Consider the following 25,139-nt stretch of genomic DNA (forward strand, 5'->3'; position numbering starts at 1 on the left):
GCGGCAGCCGGGGCGGATCCGATGGCCGGCTCGGCTTCGACAGCGATAGCCCCGGGCTCGGTGACCTTGTCATCCGCAGCTTGAGCGGCCTTTTTGGCCTTGGCACGGGCCAAGGCTGCAGCGATGGCTGCTTTTTTCGGATCCTGTGCCGCGGGTGTTGGCGCAACATCGGTGTGCTCATCGCCGCTGGCTGCCTTGGCGGCGCGCCGAGCGATGGCTTCCTGCTTGCGCGCCTCGCGGGCGGCAATCATGGCGCTGTTGTCGGGCTGATCAGCCGCCCCGCTGGCGGTTGCCTCCTGCTTGGCCTTGATACGGGCCAGGGCGGCGGCGACCGGATCTTCGCCACCGGCGGCCGTCATGGCCTGGCGGCGCTGGGCCGCTGCCTCGGCGTGGCGAGCCTCGCGGGCCGCTTTTTCCCGCTCGAAGCGGGCCTGCTTGGCCTCGAAACGCTGCTTGGCACGCTCGGCCTTTTCGGCCTCGGCACGGGCCTCGCGGATATCATCCTTGGCAATCTTGTAGTACTGCACCAGGGGGATCTCGCTCGGGCAGACCCAGGCGCAGGCACCGCACTCGATGCAATCGAACAGGCTGAGCCCGTCGGCCTTGTCGTACTCCTTGGCACGGCTGTACCAGTAGAGCTCCTGGGGCAGCAAATTGGCCGGGCAGGCATCGGCGCAGGCGCTGCAGCGGATGCAGGCCTGTTCAGGGCCGGGGGGCGGCAGCTCGGCCCGGGTCGGGGAGAGCAGGCAGTTGGTGGCCTTGACCACGGGCACCATGGCATGGGGCAGGGTGAAGCCCATCATGGGGCCCCCCATGATGACCCGCTGATCCGCTTCGGGTTGCAGCTCGAAACGCTGCAACAGCCAGCGCACCGGGGTGCCCAGCAGCACCCAGGCGTTGCCGGGCTTTTTGAAAGCGTCGCCGGTGAGGGTGACGATGCGGGAGATGAGCGGCTCGCCGTCGATGATGGCGCGCTTGATGGCAAATACGGTGGCCACGTTGAGCACCATGATGCCCATGTCCACCGCCCGGCCTCCCTTGGGTACCTGACGGCCAGTGAGCAGCTCTATGGTCTGCTTGGCGCCGCCCGAGGGGTACTTGGTCGGCACCGTCTTGACCAGCACGTCCTCATCGGTGGCGTGACGGGTCAGCTCGCCGATGGCGGCCGGCTTGTTGTCTTCCACCCCGATCAGGGTCAGCTTGGGCTTGAGCAGATGCTTGAGCACCCGGATGCCGTCCATGATCTCGTCGGCATACTCCTGCATCAGCCGATCGTCGGTGCTGATGTAGGGCTCGCACTCCAGTCCGTTGACGATCAGGATCTCGGTCAGTTGACCGCGCCCGTCCAGCTTGCTGTGGGTCGGGAACACGGCGCCGCCGAGGCCCGCGATGCCGGCCTGCTGGATACGTTCCAGCAGCTCGCCCCGCTCCAGATTCCAGTAGTCGCTGCGGCCCTGGCGCTCACCCCAGGCATCTTCCTCATCCGGGGTGAGGGTGATGCAGAGATCATCGAGGCCGGAGGGGTGCGCTACCGTGTGGTGGCCGATGGCGGTGATGGTGCCCGAGGTGGAGGCGTGCACCGGCACTATGCGACCCTTGTCATAGCGGGTCAGCGGCTGACCCTTCTTGACCTTGTCGCCGACCTGCACCAGCAGATCGCCAGCCGGGCCCGCGTGCTGGCGCACCGGTATGATGAGCTGGGGCGGCAGGCCCGCGTCCACCACCGGGGTCAGGCTGGATTGATCTTTGTTCTCGGGAGGATGAATGCCGCCGTGAAAATCCCACAGGGTGCCTGCTTTGATGCGTTCGAGTAAGGACTGCATGGTTACTCCGCTGTTTATTCCACTATCTTGACCGGAATGGCGACGCTGGCCAGATCCCACTTCCAGTTGTCGACCGTGGTCGGCACAGGGATCATTTCGATACAGTCGGTTGGGCAGGGATCAACACAGAGATCGCAGCCGGTGCACTCGTCTGCGATGACGGTGTGCATCGCCTTGGTGGCACCGACGATGGCATCGACCGGACAGGCCTGGATGCACTTGGTGCAGCCGATGCATTGATCTTCATGGATGAAGGCGACTTTTTTTACCGGGACGGCGGCTTCACCACCGCCCAGCGGCTGGGGTTCTACCCCCATGAGGTCGGCAATCTTGCGTATGGTGGCATCGCCACCGGGCACGCACTTGTTGATCTGATCGCCGTTGGCCAGCGCCTCGGCGTAGGGCTTGCAGCCCGGGTAGCCGCACTGGCCGCACTGGGTCTGCGGCAACAGGGCATCGAGCTGATCGACGATGGGATCGGCTTCCACATGAAACTTGACGGCGGCAAAGCCCAGAATGATGCCGAAGGCCAGGGCCAGCAGCGCCAACACCAGAACGGCAAAGAGTATGTGAGTCATAGCGCTATATCTTGATGAGGCCGGTAAAGCCCATAAAGGCCAGCGACATCAGGCCGGCGGTGATCATGGCGATGGAGACGCCGCGAAACGGAGTGGGAACATCTGCCGCCACCAGGCGCTCACGCATGGCGGCAAACAGGATAAGCACCAGCGAGAAGCCGCAGGCTGCACCAAAACCGTAGATGATGCTCTGAATGAAGTTGTGACGCTCATTGATGCTCAGCAGCGCCACCCCCAGCACGGCACAGTTGGTGGTGATGAGCGGCAGGAAGATGCCCAGCAGGCGATAGAGGGTCGGGCTGCTCTTGCGGATAACCATCTCGGTGAACTGAACCACGACGGCGATCACAAGAATGAAGGCGAGCGTGCGCAGGTAGGCGATGTTCAACGGGATCAGGATATAGTGTTCCATCAGATAGGAACAGGCGCTGGCCAGCGTCATCACGAAGGTGGTGGCCAGCCCCATGCCGATGGCGGTCTCCAGCTTGCCAGAGACGCCCATGAAGGGGCACAGGCCGAGAAACTTCACCAGCACGAAGTTGTTAATCAGCACGGTGCCGACCAATAAAAGCAGGTACTCAGTCATTGAAGGTTGGTTATCCGGTTTGAGGGCGGCGGTATTATCTGATTTTAGGTGCCTTTAAACAACCGCAAGGCCGCATGGTTATTATTCAAATGGCCAGTTTCATGGAGGAAATGTGCGCCCTTTACCTATCTTTACCCTCACCCTGGCGATGCTGCTCTGGTCCAGCTCCTTTATCGCGCTCAAGCACGTGCTGGGGATCTGGGGCTTCGGCCAGGTGCTGTTCATGCGCATGAGCGTGGCCGCGCTCTGCTGGCTGCTCTGCTACCGCTACCTGGGCAATTTCCGCTATCAAAAGGGAGACTGGCGCTGGTTGGCCCTGATGGGGGGACTGGAGCCCTGCCTCTACTTCCTGCTGGAGGTGAATGCTCTGCGTTACACCAGTGCCGGGCAGGCGGGCATGGTCTGCGCCTTGTTGCCGCTGATCGTGGCCCTGGTGGCCTTTGTGCTGCTCAGGGAGCGGGTGAGTCGCCGCCAGTTGCTCGGGTTTGCCATCGCCATCTTCGGCATTGCCCTGTTGGGGCTGGGCAGCGGGGTGGACGAGTTTGCCCCCAACGCTCTACTTGGCAACAGCCTGGAGATGGGGGCCATGCTGTGCGCTGCCACCTATTCGGTGGTATTCAAGAAGCTATCCAGCCGCTACAGCGTGCTGACCTTGACCGCGCTGCAGGCCTTTATCGGTACTCTCTTCTTCGCCCCCTTCGCCGTCAGCGAGCCCTGGCCCACCGCCTGGGCCTGGCAGGACATGGCGGTCATCGTCTTCCTCGGTGCCTTCGTGACGCTCGGAGCCTACCTGCTCTACAACTGGTCGGTGACCCAGGTCAAGGTGACGTTGGCGGCGGCCTATGTGAACCTCATTCCTGTCTTTACCTTGTTGCTGGCCTATCTGCTGCTGGGGGAAACCCTGACGTCGCTGCAGTGGCTCGCCTGTGGCGCCGTGCTGCTAGGCATAGTGGTGGGACAACTGCCCGCTCGGCGCAAAGTGCGCGAGCCGGTTATCGCCGACAGCTGATTTATCCCGGAGGCTGATCGATGGACTAGAGTCAGCACAGTCAAAGGGCGTGTGTCGCTCATCACCTTGGCCAGCCTTTATCCGGGAGAATGCCGATGAACAGCATGATGTTATTGACAAGGGCACAGGCCCTGTTGACCCATAATCCCTTTACGCTGGACGATGCCAGGTCACTGGAAGCGCTGGAGGAGGCAGCGGTGGGAGAGGAGGGGCTGCTGATCGCTGAATTGTGGGAGGCAGCCCTGATGCAGGCTGACGAAGAGGCTCGCCATTACATGAAGGGGGAAGGCTGAGTATCGGGTCTGGTTATCTCGAACGCCGGGTACGGGCGAGGGCATAGCGCCTGTTCACCCCTTGCTTGCCAGCTTGATAATTTTGATCACCTTGCCCTCGTGGTTGAAGTCGGGGTTGTAGGTGGCCTCCTGCCAGATCTTTTCACCGTGACGGCCCTGGGGATAAAGAGACCTGACTGGATATTTCCCAAGCCAAAATCTCTCCAGAAGTTGGTTTTTTCCGATAAAACTCGTTATCACAGAACATGTTGTGGTGCTTGGGTATCGATCAATGAGCATCTGACACACAGCTGTGCTGGCCGGCATGCCCGCAGACCTCCGATGGTGCACACAAAAAGGCCGAGCGAGACGCCTGGCAAAGTTGCAGGCACTGAGTACCACATCTGCTCGCTGTCGATAGAAACCCGCCGTTATCTGGCAGAAAGAGCCTTAGGCCCCAGCCTAGAACAAATACCTCGCCCGTAAGCCCCACCATACTGATGAAGCGCTGCGTCTCCATGACGATCTGCGCGATACCCCCAACTATTAGGACGAGCCGCAGATTCTCTACTTTGGTACCCTGCTCGAATACGGTACTGCCCACCAGTTCGGCCGCCCCGAGATCAATTTGCCAGCAGAGCTCTATTTGAGAGCCATCAGAGGAAGATCAGAAAAGCGTGCTGGATACGCTGTTATAGCTATCTCATACCCTAACGCCTGTAACGCGCTATACCCCATTGCATTCTTCAAGGAATACGGATCGGCACGATGCATCCAGGTCCTTGAGCATCGTCTTAAACAGCATTAAACGCAGCTTCAGTATCAATGTTCGAGTTGTCGACAGAACTATGTCGGCACTCTCTCTTTTGGACGAACGCCAATGCAGACCGAGCAAACGTACTTTACCGCTGATGGGGACGGTACAGCCAAAAAAACCGAATGGTTATCACAGTGGCGGAGAATAGTATTCGAATAACACCTTAGATTTACCTATTCTTGTCGGAAGTGATCAGTACAACTCAATGGATGAGCGTTTCGGGAGCAAAAGGAGTACGACATTGGGACGAAGTTTTGAAGCTCGATTGTTAGGTACCGCCTTGCTCACTGTCTTGGCTGTTATTGCTCTATCCTTCACGACTTGGCGGGTGTTGAACGATTCTTCCCAAGCGGCCCAATGGGTATCCCACACTCATGAACTGCTGCATTTACTTGCCCGAACTCGCGGCTACACATTGCAAACCGAATTGGCAACTCAGGGTTATCGTCTAACTGGGGATGAGGCAAACTTGGTTGAACGTGACGCAGCCATTCTCGGAAGGGAAAGGAATCTGATACTTATTAAAAAATCGATTGGCGACAATCCACGTCAAAGGGATAGATGGGAGCAGTTACGAAAAGTGGTTGATCAGCGCCTGTCAATAGCGCGAGAGATCGAAAGACTACGAAGAACTCAAGGAGAAAATGCTGCCAGCACCTATGTTAAAAGTGCACCTCTAAGAGCAACGAGAACAAGTATCTACAAACTGCTGGATGAAATGGATAATGAAGAAAGGATGTTGCTTGAAAGGCGCCAAATTGAGCTAAGAAAGCTTAATCGAACACTCCTTTTTTTAGAGATAATCATAGCTATATCTGTCTGCTTATTATTGTTGAGTATTTTAGTGCTGGTTATAAGACAGCTGAAAATTGTCAGAGATGAGCAGAATGTTCGCGTGGCCAGTGAAAATAACTTGATTTCTATATTGAGCTCTATAGGTGATGCAGTCATTGTGACAGACGTTTCCGGCCAGATAACCAGATTGAATCGGATGGCTGAGTCGATGACCGGGTGGCCAGCTACCGATGCAATAGGAAAGCAACTGGAAGATATTATTATCCTTGTTGATGAAGATACCCACGAATCTGTGGATCTACCTATTGCAGCTGCTTTGGCTACTGGCGTTGTCCAGACACCAGCGCGGCATCTTCTGCTTATCTCGCGTGAAGGAAACGAAGTCCCTGTGAGTGATAGTACGGCGCCCATCTCTCAACCACGGAAGGTGGCCAGTGGGATTGTGCTGGTTCTACGAGATGTGGCGACACAGCGCCAAGCAGAAAGAGCTATCCTTGCTCAGAATGCTCAACTAGAGCAGAACGTTCATGAGACTACGCACCAATGGCATGAAAGCGAAACACACTTACGTGATGTGCTTACCTCTGTTCCAATGATGATTGCATATGTGAATTCAAACCGTCGATATGTATATGTAAACCAACAATATCGCGCTCGTTTTGCACCTGACTGGCAAGACATCACCAATCACTCAGTCCAAGAGGTCTTGGGTGATGAACGCTACGTCATTGCAGAACCATTGATTACTAAAGCCTTGAGGGGAGTTGCTCAATGTTATGACTGGCAACCTTTTCCAGGAGTGTGGCAACAAATAAACTACTTTCCAAAGCGGGATATGAAAGATGAGGTCGTTGGTTATTACGTTTTGGGCGCTGACATTACGATGCAGAAATTATCTGAACTCAGGATTCAGACACTGAACGAAGAACTGGCTCAGCGAGTCAAGGAGCTGGAGCATGTATCACGTGCTCTACGAACGCTTAGTGCTGGCAATAGAGCAATGCTTCGAGCCAGTCATGAGCAAGAGTTACTTGAAAGCATGTGCCAAGCGATCGTGCAAGTCGGTCACTATAAGATGGCGATCATTTGGTACCGGGTCGAAGGGAGTGACACACTTATATATCCCGTTGCACAGAGCGGTTTCCCAGGGGGGATGGAAGCACTCACGATATTAAAGGAACGGCTGGTTGAGGGAAGTCGAGGAAATAGTGTTACTCCATTAGCTATACGAACAGGGGAAATTCAAGTTTCTCATAATATGGCTGACGATAAAGATTTTTCACAATGGCGAGACCAGTTACATGGTACGACTTCCAGTTTGTCATGCCCCTTGACCGTAGAAGGAAGTACCATAGGCACATTGACAATTTATGATATAGAAAAAAATGCGTTCAGTCAGGATGAAATCAACTTGTTGACCGAATCCAGTGAGGATCTGGCATTTGGTATATCTATACTGCGATCTCAAATGGAGCACGAAAATACAAGGAATGCGATGCAATATATCTTAAGGCATGACCCACTCACAGGGCTAGGAAATGTCTTGCTATTTGAGCAAATGCTGACAGAAAAACTCGCAGTTTGCATGCACGAAGAAAAGCCACTGAGCACATTGCAGTTCAACATAGAGCGATTGAGTGAAATAAATGATGTGTTGGGGATCAGGCATGGTGACGAAGTACTTTGTGATTTTTCCCGACGATTACTGCAAGGTGCACCTGGTGCCTCTTTTGTTGCCCGTATAAGAGGAGATGAATTTGCCATCATATTGGATGGTTGTGATACTCATGCCGCATTGAGACATGTCGATGAAATTCTCCAAAAGTTATTACCTGCATATCAGATCGCCGGTATCTCTATTGAAGTGACAGCCAAGGTTGGTATTGCGCTGTTCCCCCTACATGGTGCTACAGCAGCAGAGCTATTGCGTAATATGAGCAAAGCTGTAAATCAAGCGAAGAAAATGGGCGTTGATGTATCCATCTACGATCCCGGCCAACCTCAAACTGAAGCAGCCAAACTGGCAATGGTAGGTGAACTACGCCGTGCGATCGAAAATAATGAGTTTCGTCTTTATTTACAACCCAAGCTGGCACTTCACAACATGAGTGTTTGCGGGGCTGAGGTATTGATCCGCTGGGCGCATCCTGAGTTAGGCCTTCTGGGACCAGGGAGCTTTATCAACTTGGCAGAGAAAACGGGTTTGATAAAGCCTTTGACGGAGTGGATCCTCCAAGCCGCCCTTGACCTACTACAGCGGTGGCTTGTGCAAAACTTGGAAATGCCTATTGCCGTGAACTTGTCTGCTCGGAATCTTCGGGATGAAGAGCTCCCCAACAAGATATCGGCATGGCAGATTGAGCGGGGTGTGTACTCGGGACTTCTCGAGTTGGAGATTACTGAAAGCTCAGTGATGGAGGAACCCGAGCAGTCATTATCATTGTTACAGGCAATGAAAGATAATGGGCTCTCCCTCTATATAGACGATTACGGTACTGGCTACTCATCTCTCAAATATCTACAACAACTTCCTGTGGACTATATAAAAATTGATCAGTCATTTGTCACCAATATGTCGGACAACGATGGTTCAGCATTGATTGTCCAGTCAACTATCGAACTGGTGAAAGGATTGGGGCGAAAAACTGTAGCAGAAGGGGTTGAGTCCTTGGCTGTGCTGCAACAGTTGAAAGCGCTAGGCTGTGACTATGCTCAAGGATATCTCATCGCGAAGCCAATGCCTGCCGAGCAGTTTCAGTTTTGGGTAAGTGAGTTTGATTCAGACAGGTTAAGTGTTCAGCCTGACTCAAACTATGTTGCTCATCGGTAAATCCGGAACCCTTGATCTCTTGGCGATTCTGTAACCCGTCATAAACCCTTAGCAAACCATCCAGCATGAAACTGGCTGCACCTGTTTATCGGAGCATTTTAGAGGGAGGGATGAGTGGGCAGGAGGGACACAGTGTATACCGACCTATGAGATCGAGGTTTAATGCTGGTGTAACGGGCTTATCAAACTCGGCGATTCCTGTGCCATCAAGTTTGATAAAAGTACCAAGGGCACGGTTTCTCGTTTTAGGTAGAAAGATTTTGCATTTTCCGCGGCTGGTTACACAAATCTGTTCATTTTCCCCGCAGTCCAACACATCAGAGCACCCTAGGGCGGCAAGATGAGGTATCTTATGCCCCGATTTCATCCATTTAACGGATCCGAGACCCCATATGATTATCAAACCCAAGGTTCGCGGCTTTATCTGCACCACCACTCACCCGGTTGGCTGTGAGGCCAATGTTCGTCGCCAGATTGCTTACACCCAGGAGCAGGGCATGATTGCCAATGGCCCCAAGCGGGTGCTGGTGATAGGCGCTTCCACCGGTTATGGTCTGGCTTCCCGGATTGCCACTGCCTTCGGTAGCGGTGCTGCCACCATAGGCGTCTTCTTCGAAAAAGCCGGTAGCGAAACCAAGACGGCGACTGCGGGCTGGTACAACTCAGCAGCATTCGACAAGGCTGCCAAAGAGGCGGGTCTGTATGCGAAAAGCGTCAATGGCGATGCCTTCTCCAACGAGTGCCGCGCCAAGGTGATCGAGCTCATCAAGGCCGATCTGGGCCAGATCGATCTGGTGGTCTACTCCCTGGCCTCGCCGGTACGCAAGATGCCGGAGACAGGTGAAGTGGTGCGCTCTGCCCTGAAACCGATCGGCGAGACCTACACCACCACCGCCATCGATACCAACAAGGATCAGATCATCACCGCCACCGTCGAGCCGGCGAACGAGGAAGAGATCCAGAACACCATCACCGTCATGGGCGGCCAGGATTGGGAACTGTGGATGGCTGCCCTGCGCGATGCAGGCGTGCTGGCTGACGGCGCCAAGTCCGTGGCTTACTCCTATATCGGCACCGACCTGACCTGGCCAATCTACTGGCACGGTACCCTGGGCCGCGCCAAGGAAGATTTGGACCGCGCCGCCACCGCCATTCGTGGCGATCTGGCCGCCAAGGGCGGCACCGCCCACGTGGCCGTGCTCAAATCCGTGGTGACCCAGGCCTCTTCTGCCATTCCGGTGATGCCGCTCTACATCTCCATGGCCTTCAAGATCATGAAGGAGAAGGGTATTCACGAAGGTTGCATGGAGCAGGTCTATCGCATGATGCGCACCCGCCTCTATGGCGAAGAGCTGGCGCTGGACGAGCAGGCCCGCATCCGCATGGATGACTGGGAACTGCGTGAAGACGTGCAGCAGACCTGCCGCGATCTCTGGCCTTCCATCACCACCGAGAACCTCTCCGAGCTTACCGACTACACCGGCTACAAGCAGGAGTTCCTGCGCCTGTTCGGTTTCGGCCTGGCCGAGGTGGATTACGAGGCGGATGTGAATCCGGACGTGAAATTCGACGTGGTCGAGCTCTGATCCTGACCCAAGTGCAGACAGGGCCCTGCGGGGCCCTGTTTTTTTATCAAAAATTCCGCTAAGTTGCGGAATTTTATTATCAGCGATCACCTTTTTCCCATATCAAACCCGCTAGTCTTGCGCTGATCGGATCACAGACGGCATTGCCGAGGAACGGAAGCTATGACCACTCCAAACGAGGCGCCCAAGAAGCGCCAACTCCCCACAGTCTATACCCTGCTTTTCATCATCATCGCCCTGATGGCGGCCCTCACCTGGGTGCTGCCAGCGGGCAAATACAACTATGTCACCGCCAAGACCCAGCAGCCGGTTGCGGCGGCGGCCGTGGCCGACTACAGCGGCGACGAGCGATTGCTGCCTGTGCCCGGCAGCTACACCGAGCTGCCCTCCCACCCGCAAGGGGTGTTCGAGGTGCTCAAGGCCCCCATTCAGGGCTTTCACAAGGCGGCCGACGTGGCGCTGTTCGTGCTCATCATCGGCGGCTTTCTGGCGGTGACCATGCAAAGCGGGGCGCTTGATGCGGGTGTGGGGGCCATAGTACGCGCCTTCGCCGGGCGCGAGCGGCTGCTGATCCCTGTGCTGATCGCTCTGTTTGCCCTCGGCGGCTCCACCTTCGGCATGGCGGAGGAGACGGTGGCCTTCTGGGCGCTGATCGTGCCCGTCATGATGGCGGCAGGCTTCGATCGCATGGTGGCGGCGGGGATCATCCTGCTTGGCTCCGGCGTCGGTGTGCTCGCCTCCACCGTCAACCCCTTTGCCACTGGCATCGCCTCCGGTTTTGCCGGCATTCCCATCGGTGAGGGGATTGGCCTGCGGGTCATCCAGTGGCTGTTGCTGGTGATCTTCGCCTCCTGGTTCGTGATGCGTTATGCCAAGCAGGTACAGCAGGACAAATCCCGCTCCGTGCTGGCGGACATCGCCTATGACGACGAATTCTCCCAGATGAAGCGCAGCGACTCGGCCTTCACCGGCAAGCAGAAGCTCACCATGCTGGTGTTTTTCGGCACCTTCCTGCTGATGATCTACGCAGTGGTGCCCTGGTCTGATCTGGGCATCGATCTGCTGCCCACCTTTGGCTGGTGGTTTGACGAGCTCTCCACCCTCTTCTTCAGCGCCTCCATTCTGATTGCGCTGATTAACCGGATGCCGGAGTCCAATTATGTGGCGACCTTCCTTAACGGGGCCCGGGATCTGATCGGCGTGGCGCTGGTGGTGGCGGTGGCGCGCGGCATCTATGTGGTGATGGAGCAGGGCGTTATCATCGACACCATTTTGCACTGGGCCGAGGGGCTGGTGACCGGCCTCTCCTCGTCGGTCTTCATCCTGATGGCCTATCTGGTGCACATCATTCTTAGCTTTTTTATTCCCTCAACCTCGGGGCTGGCGACCGTCTCCATGCCGCTGATGGGGCCGCTGGCGGATTTCTCCGGCATCTCCCGGGATCTGGTGATCACCGCCTATCAATCCGCCTCCGGCTGGATCAACCTGTTCGCCCCCACCGCCGCCCATCTGGTGGCCGGGCTGGCGCTCGCCAAAATCCCCTACGATCGCTTCGTGCGCTGGGTGCTGCCCTTCATCGTCGGGGTGGCCCTCATCACCATGGCTGTGCTGGTGGCTGGCACTTTGCTGCACGGCTGATGATTCAGCTGCAAACGACAGATAGCAAAAAGGCTCCCGAGGGAGCCTTTTTCATGAGCCGTGCTTACTGCTTGTAGCCCTTGAGGAAGCGGGCGAGACGGCCTATGGCCTCTTCCAGCTCCTCTTCACGGGGCAGGAACACCAGCCGGAAGTGATCCGGCGCCGGCCAGTTGAAGCCTGTGCCCTGCACCAGCAGCAGTTTCTCTTGCTGCAACAGGTCGAACACCATCTTCTGGTCGTCGCGAATGTCGTACACCTTGGGATCCAGGCGCGGGAACATGTAGAGCGCCCCCTTGGGCTTGACACAGGAAACGCCGGGGATCTCGTTCAAGAGCTCCCACGCCTTGTCCCGCTGCTTGCGCAGGCGGCCGCCCGGCAGGATCAGCTCGTTGATGCTCTGGTAGCCGCCGAGCGCGGTCTGGATGGCGTGCTGCATCGGCACGTTGGCACACAGTCGCATGGAGGCCAGCATCTCCAGCCCCTCGATATACCCCTTGGCGCGCCCCTTGGGCCCGGTAATGACCATCCAGCCCTGGCGGAAACCACAGGCACGATAGGCCTTGGAGAGGCCGTTGAAGGTCACCACCATCACATCGTCGCACAGGGTGCAGACGCTGGTGTGGGAGATGTCGTCGTAGAGGATCTTGTCGTAGATCTCGTCGGCGAAGATGATGAGGTTGTGCTGGCGGGCTATCTCGATCACCTCCAGCAGGAACTCGCTGCCGTAGACGGCGCCGGTCGGGTTGTTGGGGTTGATCAGCACCAGGCCGCGGGTGCGCGGTGTGATGCGGGCGCGGATGTCGTCCAGATCCGGATACCAGTCGGCCCCTTCGTCGCAGCGGTAGTGCACCGCATGGCCACCGGAGAGGGTGACGGCGGCGGTCCAGAGCGGATAGTCGGGGGAGGGCACCAGCATCTCGTCGCCGTTGTTGAGCAGCGCCTGCATGGCCATCACGATCAGTTCGCTGGCGCCATTGCCGATGTAGATGTCATCGATATCGACCTTGCGCATCCCTTTTTGCTGGTAGTACTGCATCACTGCCTTGCGGGCCGAGAAGAGCCCCTTGGAGTCGCAGTAGCCCTGGCTCAGCGGCATGTTGAGGATCACATCCTTGATGATCTCTTCCGGCGCATCGAAACCGAACGGGGCCGGGTTGCCGATATTGAGCTTGATGATGCGGTGGCCTTCGTCTTCGAGACGGCGAGCCTCTTTATGCACCGGGCCGCGAATGTCATAGCAGACATCGTCGAGCTTGTGCGACTTGTCGATAGTGAACATGGTGAGTGTGCTTCCTTCCCCGTGGGGACGCGTTGGCGAAAAAGGCGATTTTTAGTATCAAATTTCTTTTCCCCTATTCTTCACAGAATTGAATGCTAGAACAATCTTCTTTTTAGTAGAATTCCCTGATTTTTAGCCCTAAAACAGGGTTGCTGAAACGTTAAATTCAGCATGATCGTTTGTGTGAACCGAGGTTCACTAGTGAAAGATGAGGGGCTGATTAACAAAGCTACCCGACTGTGTTGAAATATTCGCATCCAATGGCACGATTGGCTTGCGTAAAAAATCGTGGCCTGTCCCCCTCGTCGGGCTTTGGCACGTCGTCGCTTTGCCCATTTTTGTCATCTGTTGAGGTATCTCCATGCACGCACCCGCGCCAGGCCGTTATCGTCACTTCAAGGGAGGCTATTATCAGGTGCTCACCCTGGCCCTGCACACCGAAACCCAGGAGCAGCTGGTGATCTATCAATCCGAGCAGGATGGTCAGGTCTATGCCCGTCCCGTCGCTATGTTCATGGAGTGGATTGAGTATCAGGGGCAGTTGGTGAGCCGCTTCACCCCGACTGCGGGCTGAGCGGCGGTTTGCATCATAAAAAAAGGCGCCATCGGGCGCCTTTTTTTATGCGGGAGAGCTTACTGGTAGAGACCCAGGTTCTCTTTGGCATAGGCTTCGAAATCGGTGCAGCCACCAATGTGCTGCTCGTCCAGGAAGATTTGCGGCACTGTATTGACCGGCTTGCCGGCGCTCTTGGCCAGATCTTCCTTGGTGATGCCTTCGGCGTGGATGTCCACGTAGCGGAATTTGAAATCGTCACGCTGTTCAACCAGCTGCTCGGCGATCTGCTTGGCACGGACACAATAGGGGCAACCGGGACGACCAAAAATCACTGCAAACATGTTCTCTCTCCGTTGATATGAAGCAGGGCACAGCATAGCCCCGCCTCGTGGCTAGTCAAAGTGGAAATTGTCGATACGGCCGTTCGCCATATCCGATGGGCCGATGCATGGCCGCTCGGTGAGCGCAGTGGCCGTGGCTGAGACAGGCATCCGTCATCGATCCGCTGAGTCGACTCATTACTGGTCGGCAATCTGGATCGGCTGTTGCTGATAGATGCTCTCCAGCACGCCCTTTTCGAACACTGTCCAGGGCCAGACGGCCTTGCTGGCACGGTAGCGCTCGTGGGTGGCGGGATCCTGCGACAGACCGCGCTGGAACATCACGAAAGCCTTGCGCTGGCCCCCGGCGGTATCGATGAAGCCGGCCAGGTTGGAGGTGCCGGTGATGGTGCCTGTCTTGGCATGCACCTTGTTTTTCATCATGGGAGCGGTGACACTGCGTCGCCACGCCAGGGTGCCATCCACCTGGGAGCTCGGCAGCAGCTTGATCAGGCCAAGCTCGGCATCATTTTTCTGGATAAAGTTCAGCACCGACAGCATCTGACGGGCGCTGATGAGATTGTGAGCAGAGAGGCCGGAGCCGTCGGCCAGGGTGGCGTTGCCAAGGTCTATGCCATTCTTGGTCAGGATGGCGCGCACCGCCATGGTGCCGCTGCGATAGCTGCCCGGCTTGTTGTAGTAATGGCGACCCACGGTTTTGAGGAAGGTATCGGCGTAGAGGTTGTCGGATTTTTTGAGCATCTTGGAGAGCATGATGGGCAATGAGACCGAATAGTGGGTGCCCAGGGTCTCGGCCCCTTCCGGTGCCTTGTGGGTTACCCGCAGCAGCCCCTCATGCTTGATGCCGGCTCTGTCCATGGCCCAGCGAATGTTGTCCCAGCCCCAGGCTTCCACGTCGTGAATGGCAAAACGCAGACCCTGCGGCTCCTTGTTCGGGGTGATGCAGCCCTTGAGCTCGTAGAAGTTGCCCTTGGCCATGTCCACTTCCAGGGCGCAGAACTGGCGCGCCATGTCGCCATAGCTCATCACTTCCACGTTGTCGGCGCCTATGCCGATGGGCACGCCGGTAGCTACGTTGCCGGTGGCGGGTTTGCCAATCTGGGTGGCGGTGATGGTGCCGTAGGCGCAGTTTTTGTCGATGATGACAGACGAGACCGGGGCGGCGAAGCAGAGGGTCTGATCCCCCCATGACCAGCCGTTGCCGCGTTCATAGCCGTTGTAGGCGCCGGTATTGACGTAGACATTGCCCTGGATGCGGTTGACCCCGAGCTGCTTGAACAGGGCCAGCAGATCCATCCGTGACAGGGTGGGATCGCCAACAAAGTTGATCCAGATGTCGCCCTTGATGGCGTCACCCTGTCTGGCGCCCGGCTGGGCTTGGATGTCGGTGGCAAAGCGGAAGTCGGCGCCGAGCTCGAGGCGAGCGGCCAGGGCAGTCAGCACCTTCATGGTGGAGGCGGGCGCTATCATGTCATCGGCGTGGCGGGCGAATTCCACCCCGCCATTGCCCTGCACTATGATGGCGTACTGGCCCCCCTTGGGTGGGGTCAGCGGGGCGGCCTGAGCCACCATGGAAAACAGAGCACAAAAACCAATCAACAGCCGCTGCATAACATCCTCTAACGTGACGAAGGGCCCGGCAGTGGTGCCGGCCCTGATAACCAACCATTCTCTCTTTCACCTGCCGACCGCAGTGCCTGCCTCTAGCCAGAGGCGTTGGCGGTACGATACCGGCCGACATGATCCAATCTGTTCTCTTTCACCAGCCGGCTGCAGGGCCTGCCTCTAGCCAGAGGCGTTGGCGGTGCGATACCGGCCGACATAATCAAAAATTTTCTCTTTCACCTGCCAGAAGCGACCCGACTTGCGGGCGATGACAAAATCCGGGTGACGAAACTGGCTTGATACGGCCAGCACGCTCGCCAGAGTGGCGAATTCGGGCTCCAGGCCCGGGGCGGGCCAATGATGACGCACAAAGACCTGTTGAAACAAGCGCCTTGCACCCGGGGAGTGAAAGCCGAAGTACTCCATCAGGGTGAGTCCGTCCTCGTCGTGGTAGGTCACTTCCAGCCGCTCCCCCTGTTTGCCGCGTCCTGCGGTGAGGGTCAGCCCCGCGCAGCGAATGACCATGCAATCCTTGAGATTGAGCGCCTCCTTGAGCTTGTCGTCCGGATCCACCAGCAACTGATCGCAGCTCTGGCAGCGGCGGGCGGCGATGTCGTTTTCGGCGCCGCAGGCGGGGCAAATTTTTGACCGAAAGCGATAGTCGCACTCCTCGCGGTGGCCCTCGTCATCCTCAAACAAGCCCTGACAGCGGCGGCCGTAGTGCTCGATCACCTTGCCATCCTCGTTGGTCTTGCCCCAGAAGGTGTTGGCAAAGCCGCAGGCGGGGCAGGGCACCTGCACCGGCTCGGTGCCGGCGTGAGGCCTGGGTTCCCCCACCTCTGGGGCAAACAGATTGAAGTTGTTGCCCGCATAGTCGAGCACCAGACAATCGGTCTTGCCCGGCGAGAGACGCAGGCCGCGGCCGACAATCTGCTGATAGAGCGACACCGACTCGGTGGGGCGCAGCATCACGATAAGATCGACGTGGGGGGCATCGAAGCCGGTGGTGAGCACGGCCACGTTGACCAGAAACTTGAGCTCTCGTGCCTTGAAGGCATGGATGAGGGCGTCGCGCTCCGGGCCGGGCGTCTCGCCGGTGATCAGGGCTGCTTTCTCTCCTTTGGCGCCGAGCAGACCGTGGATCTCGTGGGCATGCTCGACGGTGGCGGCGAAGATCATCACTCCCTGCCGATCGGCGGCATACTCCAGTACCTGGCTCAGGATATGGGGGGTGACCCGCTGCTGGCGTTTGAGCTCGCCGTTGAGATCCGCCTCGCTGAACAGGCCGTTCTCCCGCGCCACCAGCTTGCTGAAGTCGTAGTGGACTATGGGGGCATCCACCATGCGCGGCGGCGTCAGGTAGCCGTTTTTGACCATGAAACGCAGGGGCAGTTCGAACACGCAGTCGCCAAACAGCCGCTCGCCGTGGCTCTTCACCATGCCGTGGTAGTGGCGCCGGTAGATCCAGCCCAGACCCAACCGATACGGCGTGGCGGTGAGGCCTAGGATCTTGAGGGCCGGATTGGTGGCTTTGAGATGGTCGATCACCTGATGGTACTGGCTGTCGTCATCAAGTGAGACCCGGTGGCACTCGTCTATGATGAGCAGCGAGAAGGCGCCATCGAAGGCCTCCAGATTGCGGGCTACCGACTGCACCGAGCCGAACACCACTTGGGCATTGGCCTCCTTGCGGGCAAGGCCGGCGGCGAAGATGTCCGCCTTGAGATCCCAGGCCTCGTACTTGGCGTGGTTCTGCTCCACCAGCTCCTTGACGTGAGCCAGCACCAGCACGCGGCCACGGGCCTTGCGGGCCAGCTCGGCGATCACCAGGCTCTTGCCGGCGCCGGTGGGCAGCACCACCACGGCGGGATCCGGGTGCTGGCGAAAGTGGCTGATCACGGCATTGACGGCATCGGTTTGATAGGGTCTGAGAACGAACATGGGGAACGGCTGTGGTGCAGGATGGCGCCATTATAGGGATCTTGCTGCCACAAAAACAGCGGGCCGGCATGATGCCGGCCCGCTGGGGGGTGAGGTGCTGATTAATGGAACGGGAAGATGTAGTTCATCCAGCTTGCCATGCGCAGCAGTATTTTCCGCATCACGGAGACATGGTGGAAGTAGTGGGTATAGACAGCGGCCTGCCCGCTGGAGCCGGCAATCACCTGATACTTGGCCCACTCGGGATCCGTGATGGAGATGACCACCGGCAGACGACCCGGACGCACCGCGGTCGTCTGATCCAGCAGTCCCAGGTTGGCCTGCACGTTACCGGCGGCAATGGCCGGAACAACAGCAGTCACCTTGCCCTTGAAGATCTTGCCGGGCACGCCATCGATCACCACTTCGGCCTCGTCGCCCACCGCCAGACGCTGCATGCTGTTCTGCCAGAACCAGCCGACGTAGGCTGTGTCATCCTTGTGGATGAAGGTCATCACCGGACGGTACATGTAGGGGGTGGCGATCATGCCGGGGCGCAGGGCGAGCTGCACCACATGACCATCACTCGGGGCATAGACCACGGTTTGGGACTGCTGATACTTGGCTTCCAGCAACTGGGCTTGCAGATCGTTCAGGGTGGCTTTCTGCTGGTCAATCTGTGCCACGATGTCGTCCACGTTGGCCTGGGTCACATCGAGGTCGCGCTGCTTGCCCACGCCGCGGCGCATCAGGTCGCTGGCGCGATCCCGATCCAGCCTGGCGGAGCGCAGTCGCGCGTCGATGGATTTGAGGTGCTCGCGGTTGGATTCGACCCGTGCGGTGAGGCTCTCCACTTTCAGGCGGAACGGCTCGTCATCGATGCGAAACAGCACATCCCCTTTTTTCACCGGCTGGTTGGCCTGCACCGGGACGTCAACGACCCGGCCCTTGACCAGTGGCACTATGGGGGTGGAGATGTAGTAGTTGCGCGCCATCTCGGAGTAGGGGTGGTTGTAGTTCATCAATATGATCAGGGTGCCTATGATGAGCACCCCGCCCAGCGCTGCCGTGGGCACTGTCCATTTGTTGAGTGGAATGCGGAAAATCTTGAACACGGCCACGCACAGTGCCGTGTAGGTCAGGATCAGTAGCAGGTCCATGAGTTATCCCTGTTGTTCAGTCTGTTCGATGGTATTGATGCGCGTCTTGAGATCGGCGAGTTCCTGCTTGAGCAGTTGTATCTCGTCCTCATCCTGCTGCAGACGCTGGTTGAAGCCCCATCCCCGCTCGGGACGATAGAGGGTGGCCCAGATCCAGAGGAAGGGCCAGAGTACGTGCAGGGTAAACAGACTGACCCATCCCGCCACGTGGATGGCGTCCTGATGGGGGTGCTGGCGGTGTTTGGCTATTTCATACGGAATGTCGTGGATCACTATGATCCCGTAGAACATGACCAGCCCGACGAAGAAGAGCAGGCCAAGGGCAAAATAATCAAGGAACATGGGGGTCTCCAGAGGTTTGATGTACAACCAATCATTGGATTCAATTTTTTATAAAGCAATTGGGAATCACGTGTTTATCGGTTTTTAGCACGGCATCTTAAGCAATATTGTTGTACTGGAGCTTAAGTCAGCCTGAAATCGTCAAACATGATGGTGTGCCGTTCGTCGCAAGTCCTAAAAGTCGTATCTATGACAAGGACTTACGGGAGAAGTATGGCACCACTGGCGTGAAATGAGCAGAGAAAAGGGAGCCGATGTGGCTCCCTTTTTCAATTTTTGAGCAGGCTAGCTTTCGCTGGTGCTGCTCACCAGTGCCGGTCTGAATTTCACCAGGAAGGCCACCGTCGTCACCAGAGTGCAGGTGAGACCTATGATGGTGGAGATGCCCATCTCCAGCCCGAAACCTATGGGGGCGTTGGCGAGATAGGTAAACACCACGGCCGTCATGAACATGGCAGGCAGGGTGCAGACCCAGTGCAGCTTGCCCTCTTTGGCCAGATAGGCCGCCGCAGTCCACAGCATGATGACGGCCGTGGTCTGGTTGGCCCAGCCAAAATAGCGCCAGATGATGCCAAATTCCGCCTTGGAGATGAGGAAGCCGAGGATGAACATGGGCACGGCGATCAGCAGGCGTTTGGCCATGGGCTTCTGGGTCAGATGCAGGAAGTCGGCCACTATGAGGCGGGCACTGCGAAACGCCGTATCACCGGAGGTGATGGGCAGGATCACCACACCGAGAATGGCCAGTATGCCGCCGACCGTGCCGAGCAGGCTGGTGGAGACTTCGTGCACTACGGCTGCCGGGCCACCGCTGGCCATGGTGGCGTTGAGCGCTTCCGTGCTGTCGTAGAAGGAGAGGCCCAGGGTGCACCAGATGAGGGCGATGACGCCTTCACCTATCATGGCGCCGTAGAAGATAAAGCGGCCGGACTTCTCGTTTTGCATGCAGCGCGCCATCAGCGGGGACTGGGTGGCATGAAAACCCGACACGGCGCCACAGGCGATGGTGATGAACAACAGCGGCCACAGCGGCAGCTCGGTCGGGTGCAGGTTGGAGAAATCCATCCCTGTGTTGTAGAAGCCTTTGCCGGAGACGATGAGCCCTATGATGAGACCGACCGACATGAATACCAGCAAGGCGCCGAAGATGGGGTAGAAGCGGCCGATGATCTTGTCGATGGGCACTATGGTCGCGAGTATGTAGTAGGCAAAGATAGCCACTATCCAGTAGACCAGATCGATGGAAGTGAGGTTGGCCAGCAGGCCCGCCGGACTCAGTACGAAGACCACGCCCACCAGCATCAAGAGCACTACGGCGAACAGGTTCATGAAGTGCTTGGCGGCTGTGCCCAGGTGCTCGCCGACCACGGTCGGCACCGAGGCGCCCTTGGCGCGTACCGACAGCATACCGGAGAAATAGTCGTGTACCGCGCCGGCGAAGATGCAGCCAAATACGATCCAGAGCATGGCTACCGGACCGTAGAGGGCACCCAGTATGGGGCCGAAGATGGGGCCGACGCCGGCGATGTTGAGCAGTTGTACCAGGTAGACTTTCTTGTCCGACATGGGCACATAGTCCACCCCGTCAGCCATGGTAATGGCGGGGGTAGCGCGTTCGGGTTTCGGGCCGAATATCCGCTCGATGAACTTGCCGTAGATAAAGTAGCCGGCGATCAGCAAGCCGACACAGAGGAAGAACCAGATCATTGTTACGCTCCATCATTGTTTTTTTATGGTGTGCGTAGCGAGTCTAGAGGGGGCGCTCCCGAAGGGCAGGTGAAACGTGGCGAGCGGTGCCATGGCGACCCGAGCGGTCGCCGGCTGTGATCCCGCGCACAATTCCGCGCCGTTATTCGAGCCCCAGTTCGTCTTTGAGCTCCTTGAGGTAACGCCGGCTGACCGGCAGCCGGGCACCGCTCGGGGTGACTATCTCTGCCAGCTGGTTCTCCAGCAGCTGGATCTCGAAGATGGCCCCCGGCGCCACCAGATATTGGCGGTGGCAGCGCAGCAGGGGCGTCTTCTCTTCCAGGGATTTCAGGGTGAGCTGGGTGTGAAACAGCTCACCCTGGCAGGCGACGTGTACCCCGCCGAGATCGGAGAAGGCGTACTCCACCTGCTCGATGGGCAGCAGCCGCACCCGGTTGTGCAGATAGCCGGGAATGTGGCGGATGGCCGGCGCCAGCGAGGCGATGGGCTGCGGGGTGAGATCCTGCTTGAGGCGAGCCAGCGTTTTGGCCAGCCGTGCCGGTTCCACCGGTTTGAGCAGGTAGTCGAAGGCGTTCTCCTCGAATGCCTGAATGGCGTACTCGTCGAAGGCGGTGACAAACACGATGCGGGGCAGGGGATCGAGCATGGCCACCAGCTCCATGCCGCTCAGCTTGGGCATCTGGATGTCGAGAAACACCACGTCAGGTTTGAGCCGCTGGATCAGCGGCAGCGCCTCGATGGCGTTGGCCGCCAGCCCCAGAATCTCGATATCGGGATCGCCAGCCAGGTGCTGGGCCAGCTCCTCGCGGGCATAGGGTTCGTCATCGACTATGAGTGTGCGGATCATGCAATCTCCTGAACATCGTGATGGTGCGTGAACGGCGCGGTATGGAAATGCAAGGGGTCGGCCGGGCGGGTCATCAGGGGCGAGGGGTGGCCTCTCGTCATGGCGCCTCCCTGGGCAGGGTGAACGCTACCCTGGTCCAGCACTCTGGTTCGCAGCTGACGCGGATGCCATACCGGCTACCGAAGGCGCTCTTGAGGCGCCGATCCACTATGGTCATGCCGAGCCCGTCCCCCGCCGGTCCCTCCTGCCAGGTGCCGGCATTGTCCTCCACGCAGATGGTCACGCTCTCCTGGCTCTCTTCGGCATAAAGACGGATTCTGCCCTGATCCAGCAGGGTGGAGATGCCGTGCTTGATGGCATTCTCGATGAGGGGCTGCAGGGTAAAACTCGGCAGTGTCAGGCCGGCCAGATGGGACGGGATCTCGTTGATGACGGTCAGCCGATCGCCAAAGCGGGCCAGCTCTATCTCGAGATAGGATTGGCAGTGTTCCTGCTCTTCCTGCAGGGTGGCCAGCCCGCTCTGGCGCTTGAGGTTCTTGCGAAAGAACAAGGAGAGGTGCAACAGCAGCTGACGTGCCCGCTCGGGCTCCCGCCGGGTGATGGCGCTGATGGTGTTGAGGGTATTGAACAGGAAATGGGGGTTGATCTGGGCCTGGATGAGCTTGAGCTCGGATTGCACCAGCAGGCGCTGCTGCTGCTCCAGTCGCCCGGTCAGCAATTGCTGTGACAGCAGGTTGGCTATCCCTTCCCCCAGGGTGTGGTTGATCTTGAGAAACAACCGTTTCTTGGGTTCATACAGCTTGATGGTGCCGATGACCCCCTCGTCGCCGTGCAGCGGGATCACCAGCACCGAGCCCAGCTGGCACTGGGGCGAGATGCTGCAGCGATAGGGCTGACTGTTGCCATCGGCAAACAGCACCTTGTTGCGGGCGATGGCCTGCAGGGTGATGGCCGAGGTGATGGGGGTACCCGGCTTGTGGTGATCTTCTCCGGTACCGATGAAGGCGAGGATCTTGTCGGTATCCGTGATGGCGACGGCGCCGACCCCCGTCTCTTCCTGAATGATGTGGGCAATCTTGTTGCTGGCCTCGGGGGTGAAGCCCTGGCTCATGATGCCGACGGTGCGATTGGCGATGGTGAGCGCCTTGGCAGAGAAGACCCGGGAGAACTTCTCATACATCTGCTGCTGATCGCGGATCATGCTGATGAACAGGGCCGCGCCACAGGAGTTGGCCAGGATCATGGGGGTGGCTATGGTGCGTACCAGCAGCAGGGACTGATCGAACGGGGTCGCCACCAGCAGTATGATGACCATCTGCAATATCTCGGCGTAGAGGGTGGTGAAGAAGGCGATCCTGGGTTCGAACAGTGCGTTCATCCTGCCGGAGCGCATCAGGCGCCAGTGCACCAACCCGCCGAGCAGCCCTTCGCAGGTGGTCGAGATGGCGCAGGCGAGGTCGGTAAATCCCCCTAGCGTGTAGCGGTGCATGCCGCCGGTCAGTCCCACCAGAAATCCCACCAGCGGCCCCCCCAGCAGTCCCCCCAGCACGGCCCCGACGGCCCGGGTATTGGCGATGGCATCGTCGATATCCAGCCCCACATAGGTGCCCAGGATGCAAAAACAAGAAAAAATGATGTATATCAGTATCTTGTGAGGAAGTCTGACGGAATAGTTGGCCAGGGGGCGCAGCAGCGGACTCTTGGAGAAGAGATAGGCGATCACCAGACTGACGCTCATCTGTTGAAGCAGGGAGAGGACCAACTGCATAAAAAACGTTCCTCAGAGTCCGAGCCGAAAAAAGCGGCAGGCATGAATAAGTGTGATCAGGATCTTGTTCTGCGAGCGGCGTGCGCTCGATTGCGGGCGAAGTTTGCCAGAAACGTGCAATAAAACCATATCAAATCAGCATGTTAAATTGATATTTGTGTAATCGCCCAAGGGTTGGTATTGCTGGATGGAGCATGAATGTATCCGCTGGATACGCCACACGGAGGTGGCATGCTCCGCCCAGCCCCCTGGCTGGGCGTTTTTTATCCATGGTCGGCAGTGGACCGTTTTGAGGGTAATTGGACAATTATTCAGGTTTGTCCAATGAGTTATCCCCAGCTTCTGGGGATAACTCAGAAGGCAAAATAGTAACAGAAGCGCCGGGTCAGGTTGAAAAACAGCCTTTGTCCCTCATCCAGGTCTTCTTGCTTGATAAATGACTTGATGGTGCGCTCATCCTCCCGCAGATCCAGCATGGCTACCCCTTCCGGTCGCTGTGCCTTGATGTAGGGCAGTACCTTGGGTTTGAGGGGCATGGTGGGTTCGGTGGAGAGCACCAGTGCCACAGAGTCGTCGGAGAGCTGTACCAGCGAACCTGGGGGATAGACACCCAAGACCTTGATCAGCAGCTTGACCAGATCCTGATCGAACTTCTTCTGGGACAGCTTGTAGAGCTGGCTGATGGCCTGGCTTGGGGCCGCCGGGGTAGCGCTGCTGCGCGGGTGCAGCAGCTCGTCATAGTAGTCCACCAGTCCGATAATCCGTGCCAGTGGCGGGATCTCGCCGCCCTTGATGCCGAGGGGGAAGCCACTGCCATCGAGCCGCTCGTGATGCAGATGGGCCACCTGGCGGATCTTGGGCTCAAATGCCTGCAACTGGGTCAGCATCTCCAGCCCGTATTGGGGATGCATGTTGAGAAAGTTCTGCTCTGATTTGTTGAGATCCCCCCGTTTCTGGGTGATCTGGCTCGGTATTTTCAGCTCTCCAATATCATGCACCAGACCTGCCAGCCCCATCTCCTCGATCTCGATGGGATTCATGCCCAATTCGCGAGCCATCAGCATGGCGATGAAGGCCACGTTCAGACTGTGCTGCAGCAATATGTCGGTGTGTGGACTGCGAATGAGATGCAGGCCGAGTGGCCCTTGGTGTTCGCTGATGCGGGCGGCGGCGTTGCGCACTATCTGCGCCGTATTGGCCAGCCCCTCGTCAGGTTTGAGATTGAGGGCGCCCAGCGCATCGCGCAGCTCGGACATGGATTGGCCAAAGGCCTTGTCGGCAGCGCGCATGGAGCGGCGGAAGGCTTTTTCGTCGAAGGGAGGCGGGCCCGTGTCTATGACCTCGTCGATGATCGACAGATCGGGGCCGGCTGAGGGAATATCGCCGCGCAAGATAGGCTCTATGGGCAGATCGCTCTTGTCTGGATCCACCATCAACAGATTGAGGTCGAGATGGCGAATGATATCGAGTTGCTGCTGATCCTTGATCTTGAAGGCATTGAACATAAAAGGGTGGTTGGTCCATCCCGTGGGGAGATGGATGTAGTGGCCGATCCGTAACTGTTCTATCGAGGCTTGTATTAGCGCCATGTGCTAACTCGCATTTCATGAATGCCTAACAACAAGCTAGCAAAATTAGAGAGATAGACAAACAAAAAAGCCCGCGCATGTGCGCGGGCTC

Annotated in this window: 19 protein-coding genes; 6 read left to right on the forward strand and 13 right to left on the reverse strand. The window is 57.8% G+C overall.

Annotated features, from left to right (window positions below; genetic code table 11):
- The 3 genes from rsxC to rsxA all read right to left on the reverse strand — a co-directional run.
- Positions 1–1,823, reverse strand: a 1,823-nt coding sequence (rsxC, locus tag BN1128_RS13550; RefSeq protein ID WP_042869878.1) for an electron transport complex subunit RsxC, incomplete at its 3' end; no start/stop codon positions are given.
- A gap of 14 nt (positions 1,824–1,837) precedes the next feature.
- Positions 1,838–2,401 (reverse strand): electron transport complex subunit RsxB, encoded by a 564-nt coding sequence (rsxB, locus tag BN1128_RS13555; RefSeq protein ID WP_042869636.1) that lies wholly within the window; start codon positions 2,399–2,401, stop codon positions 1,838–1,840.
- Positions 2,402–2,405: 4 nt separating this feature from the next.
- A complete protein-coding gene (rsxA, locus tag BN1128_RS13560; RefSeq protein WP_042869638.1) occupies positions 2,406–2,987 on the reverse strand; it encodes an electron transport complex subunit RsxA in 582 nt (193 codons plus the stop codon).
- Positions 2,988–3,099: 112 nt separating this feature from the next.
- Between rsxA and BN1128_RS13565 the strand changes: the two genes are divergently transcribed.
- The 5 genes from BN1128_RS13565 to BN1128_RS13590 all read left to right on the forward strand — a co-directional run bounded on the left by BN1128_RS13565 (position 3,100) and on the right by BN1128_RS13590 (position 11,934).
- Positions 3,100–3,996: a DMT family transporter gene (locus BN1128_RS13565; RefSeq protein ID WP_042869639.1), complete on the forward strand. Its 897-nt coding sequence runs from the start codon at positions 3,100–3,102 to the stop codon at positions 3,994–3,996.
- 95 nt (positions 3,997–4,091) lie between these two features.
- Positions 4,092–4,289 (forward strand): hypothetical protein, encoded by a 198-nt coding sequence (locus BN1128_RS13570; protein ID WP_042869641.1) that lies wholly within the window; start codon positions 4,092–4,094, stop codon positions 4,287–4,289.
- Between the two features lie 1,037 nt (positions 4,290–5,326).
- Positions 5,327–8,710, forward strand: coding sequence for an EAL domain-containing protein (locus BN1128_RS13580; RefSeq protein WP_209428572.1), 3,384 nt, complete (start codon positions 5,327–5,329; stop codon positions 8,708–8,710).
- 392 nt (positions 8,711–9,102) lie between these two features.
- Positions 9,103–10,296: an enoyl-ACP reductase FabV gene (gene fabV / locus BN1128_RS13585; protein WP_005314774.1), complete on the forward strand. Its 1,194-nt coding sequence runs from the start codon at positions 9,103–9,105 to the stop codon at positions 10,294–10,296.
- A gap of 162 nt (positions 10,297–10,458) precedes the next feature.
- Complete coding sequence (locus BN1128_RS13590; protein WP_042869649.1) at positions 10,459–11,934, forward strand: YfcC family protein; 1,476 nt, start codon at positions 10,459–10,461, stop codon at positions 11,932–11,934.
- Positions 11,935–11,998: 64 nt separating this feature from the next.
- Here the strand turns inward: BN1128_RS13590 and BN1128_RS13595 are convergent, their stop codons facing one another.
- A complete protein-coding gene (locus BN1128_RS13595) occupies positions 11,999–13,213 on the reverse strand; it encodes a pyridoxal phosphate-dependent aminotransferase (protein ID WP_005314784.1) in 1,215 nt (404 codons plus the stop codon).
- 361 nt (positions 13,214–13,574) lie between these two features.
- Between BN1128_RS13595 and BN1128_RS13600 the strand changes: the two genes are divergently transcribed.
- Entirely contained in the window at positions 13,575–13,787 is a 213-nt protein-coding gene (locus BN1128_RS13600; RefSeq protein WP_042869651.1) for a DUF1653 domain-containing protein, read from the forward strand.
- A gap of 59 nt (positions 13,788–13,846) precedes the next feature.
- On the opposite strand, the gene BN1128_RS13605 is transcribed toward BN1128_RS13600, so the two are convergent.
- The 9 genes from BN1128_RS13605 to BN1128_RS13645 form a co-directional block, all read right to left on the reverse strand.
- Complete coding sequence (locus tag BN1128_RS13605; RefSeq protein WP_010633640.1) at positions 13,847–14,110, reverse strand: GrxA family glutaredoxin; 264 nt, start codon at positions 14,108–14,110, stop codon at positions 13,847–13,849.
- A gap of 177 nt (positions 14,111–14,287) precedes the next feature.
- Positions 14,288–15,721, reverse strand: a complete 1,434-nt coding sequence (gene dacB, locus BN1128_RS13610; protein ID WP_042869653.1) for a D-alanyl-D-alanine carboxypeptidase/D-alanyl-D-alanine endopeptidase — start codon at positions 15,719–15,721, stop codon at positions 14,288–14,290.
- A gap of 174 nt (positions 15,722–15,895) precedes the next feature.
- Complete coding sequence (radD, locus tag BN1128_RS13615) at positions 15,896–17,656, reverse strand: DNA repair helicase RadD (protein WP_042869654.1); 1,761 nt, start codon at positions 17,654–17,656, stop codon at positions 15,896–15,898.
- 101 nt (positions 17,657–17,757) lie between these two features.
- On the reverse strand, positions 17,758–18,795 hold the full coding sequence (locus BN1128_RS13620; protein ID WP_042869656.1) for an HlyD family secretion protein: 1,038 nt from the start codon (positions 18,793–18,795) through the stop codon (positions 17,758–17,760).
- Positions 18,796–18,798: 3 nt separating this feature from the next.
- On the reverse strand, positions 18,799–19,137 hold the full coding sequence (locus BN1128_RS13625) for a DUF3302 domain-containing protein (RefSeq protein WP_042869880.1): 339 nt from the start codon (positions 19,135–19,137) through the stop codon (positions 18,799–18,801).
- 285 nt (positions 19,138–19,422) lie between these two features.
- Positions 19,423–20,844 carry a carbon starvation CstA family protein gene (locus BN1128_RS13630; protein WP_042869659.1) on the reverse strand — a complete coding sequence of 474 codons (1,422 nt, stop codon included), beginning with the start codon at positions 20,842–20,844 and terminating at the stop codon, positions 19,423–19,425.
- 142 nt (positions 20,845–20,986) lie between these two features.
- Positions 20,987–21,691 (reverse strand): two-component system response regulator BtsR, encoded by a 705-nt coding sequence (gene btsR, locus BN1128_RS13635; protein WP_042869661.1) that lies wholly within the window; start codon positions 21,689–21,691, stop codon positions 20,987–20,989.
- A gap of 97 nt (positions 21,692–21,788) precedes the next feature.
- A complete protein-coding gene (locus tag BN1128_RS13640) occupies positions 21,789–23,459 on the reverse strand; it encodes a sensor histidine kinase (protein WP_042869662.1) in 1,671 nt (556 codons plus the stop codon).
- Positions 23,460–23,812: 353 nt separating this feature from the next.
- Complete coding sequence (locus BN1128_RS13645; RefSeq protein WP_042869664.1) at positions 23,813–25,048, reverse strand: HD-GYP domain-containing protein; 1,236 nt, start codon at positions 25,046–25,048, stop codon at positions 23,813–23,815.
- Positions 25,049–25,139: the final 91 nt, after the last annotated feature.

It is taken from the genome of Aeromonas piscicola (assembly GCF_000820005.1).
Lineage (GTDB): Bacteria > Pseudomonadota > Gammaproteobacteria > Enterobacterales > Aeromonadaceae > Aeromonas > Aeromonas piscicola.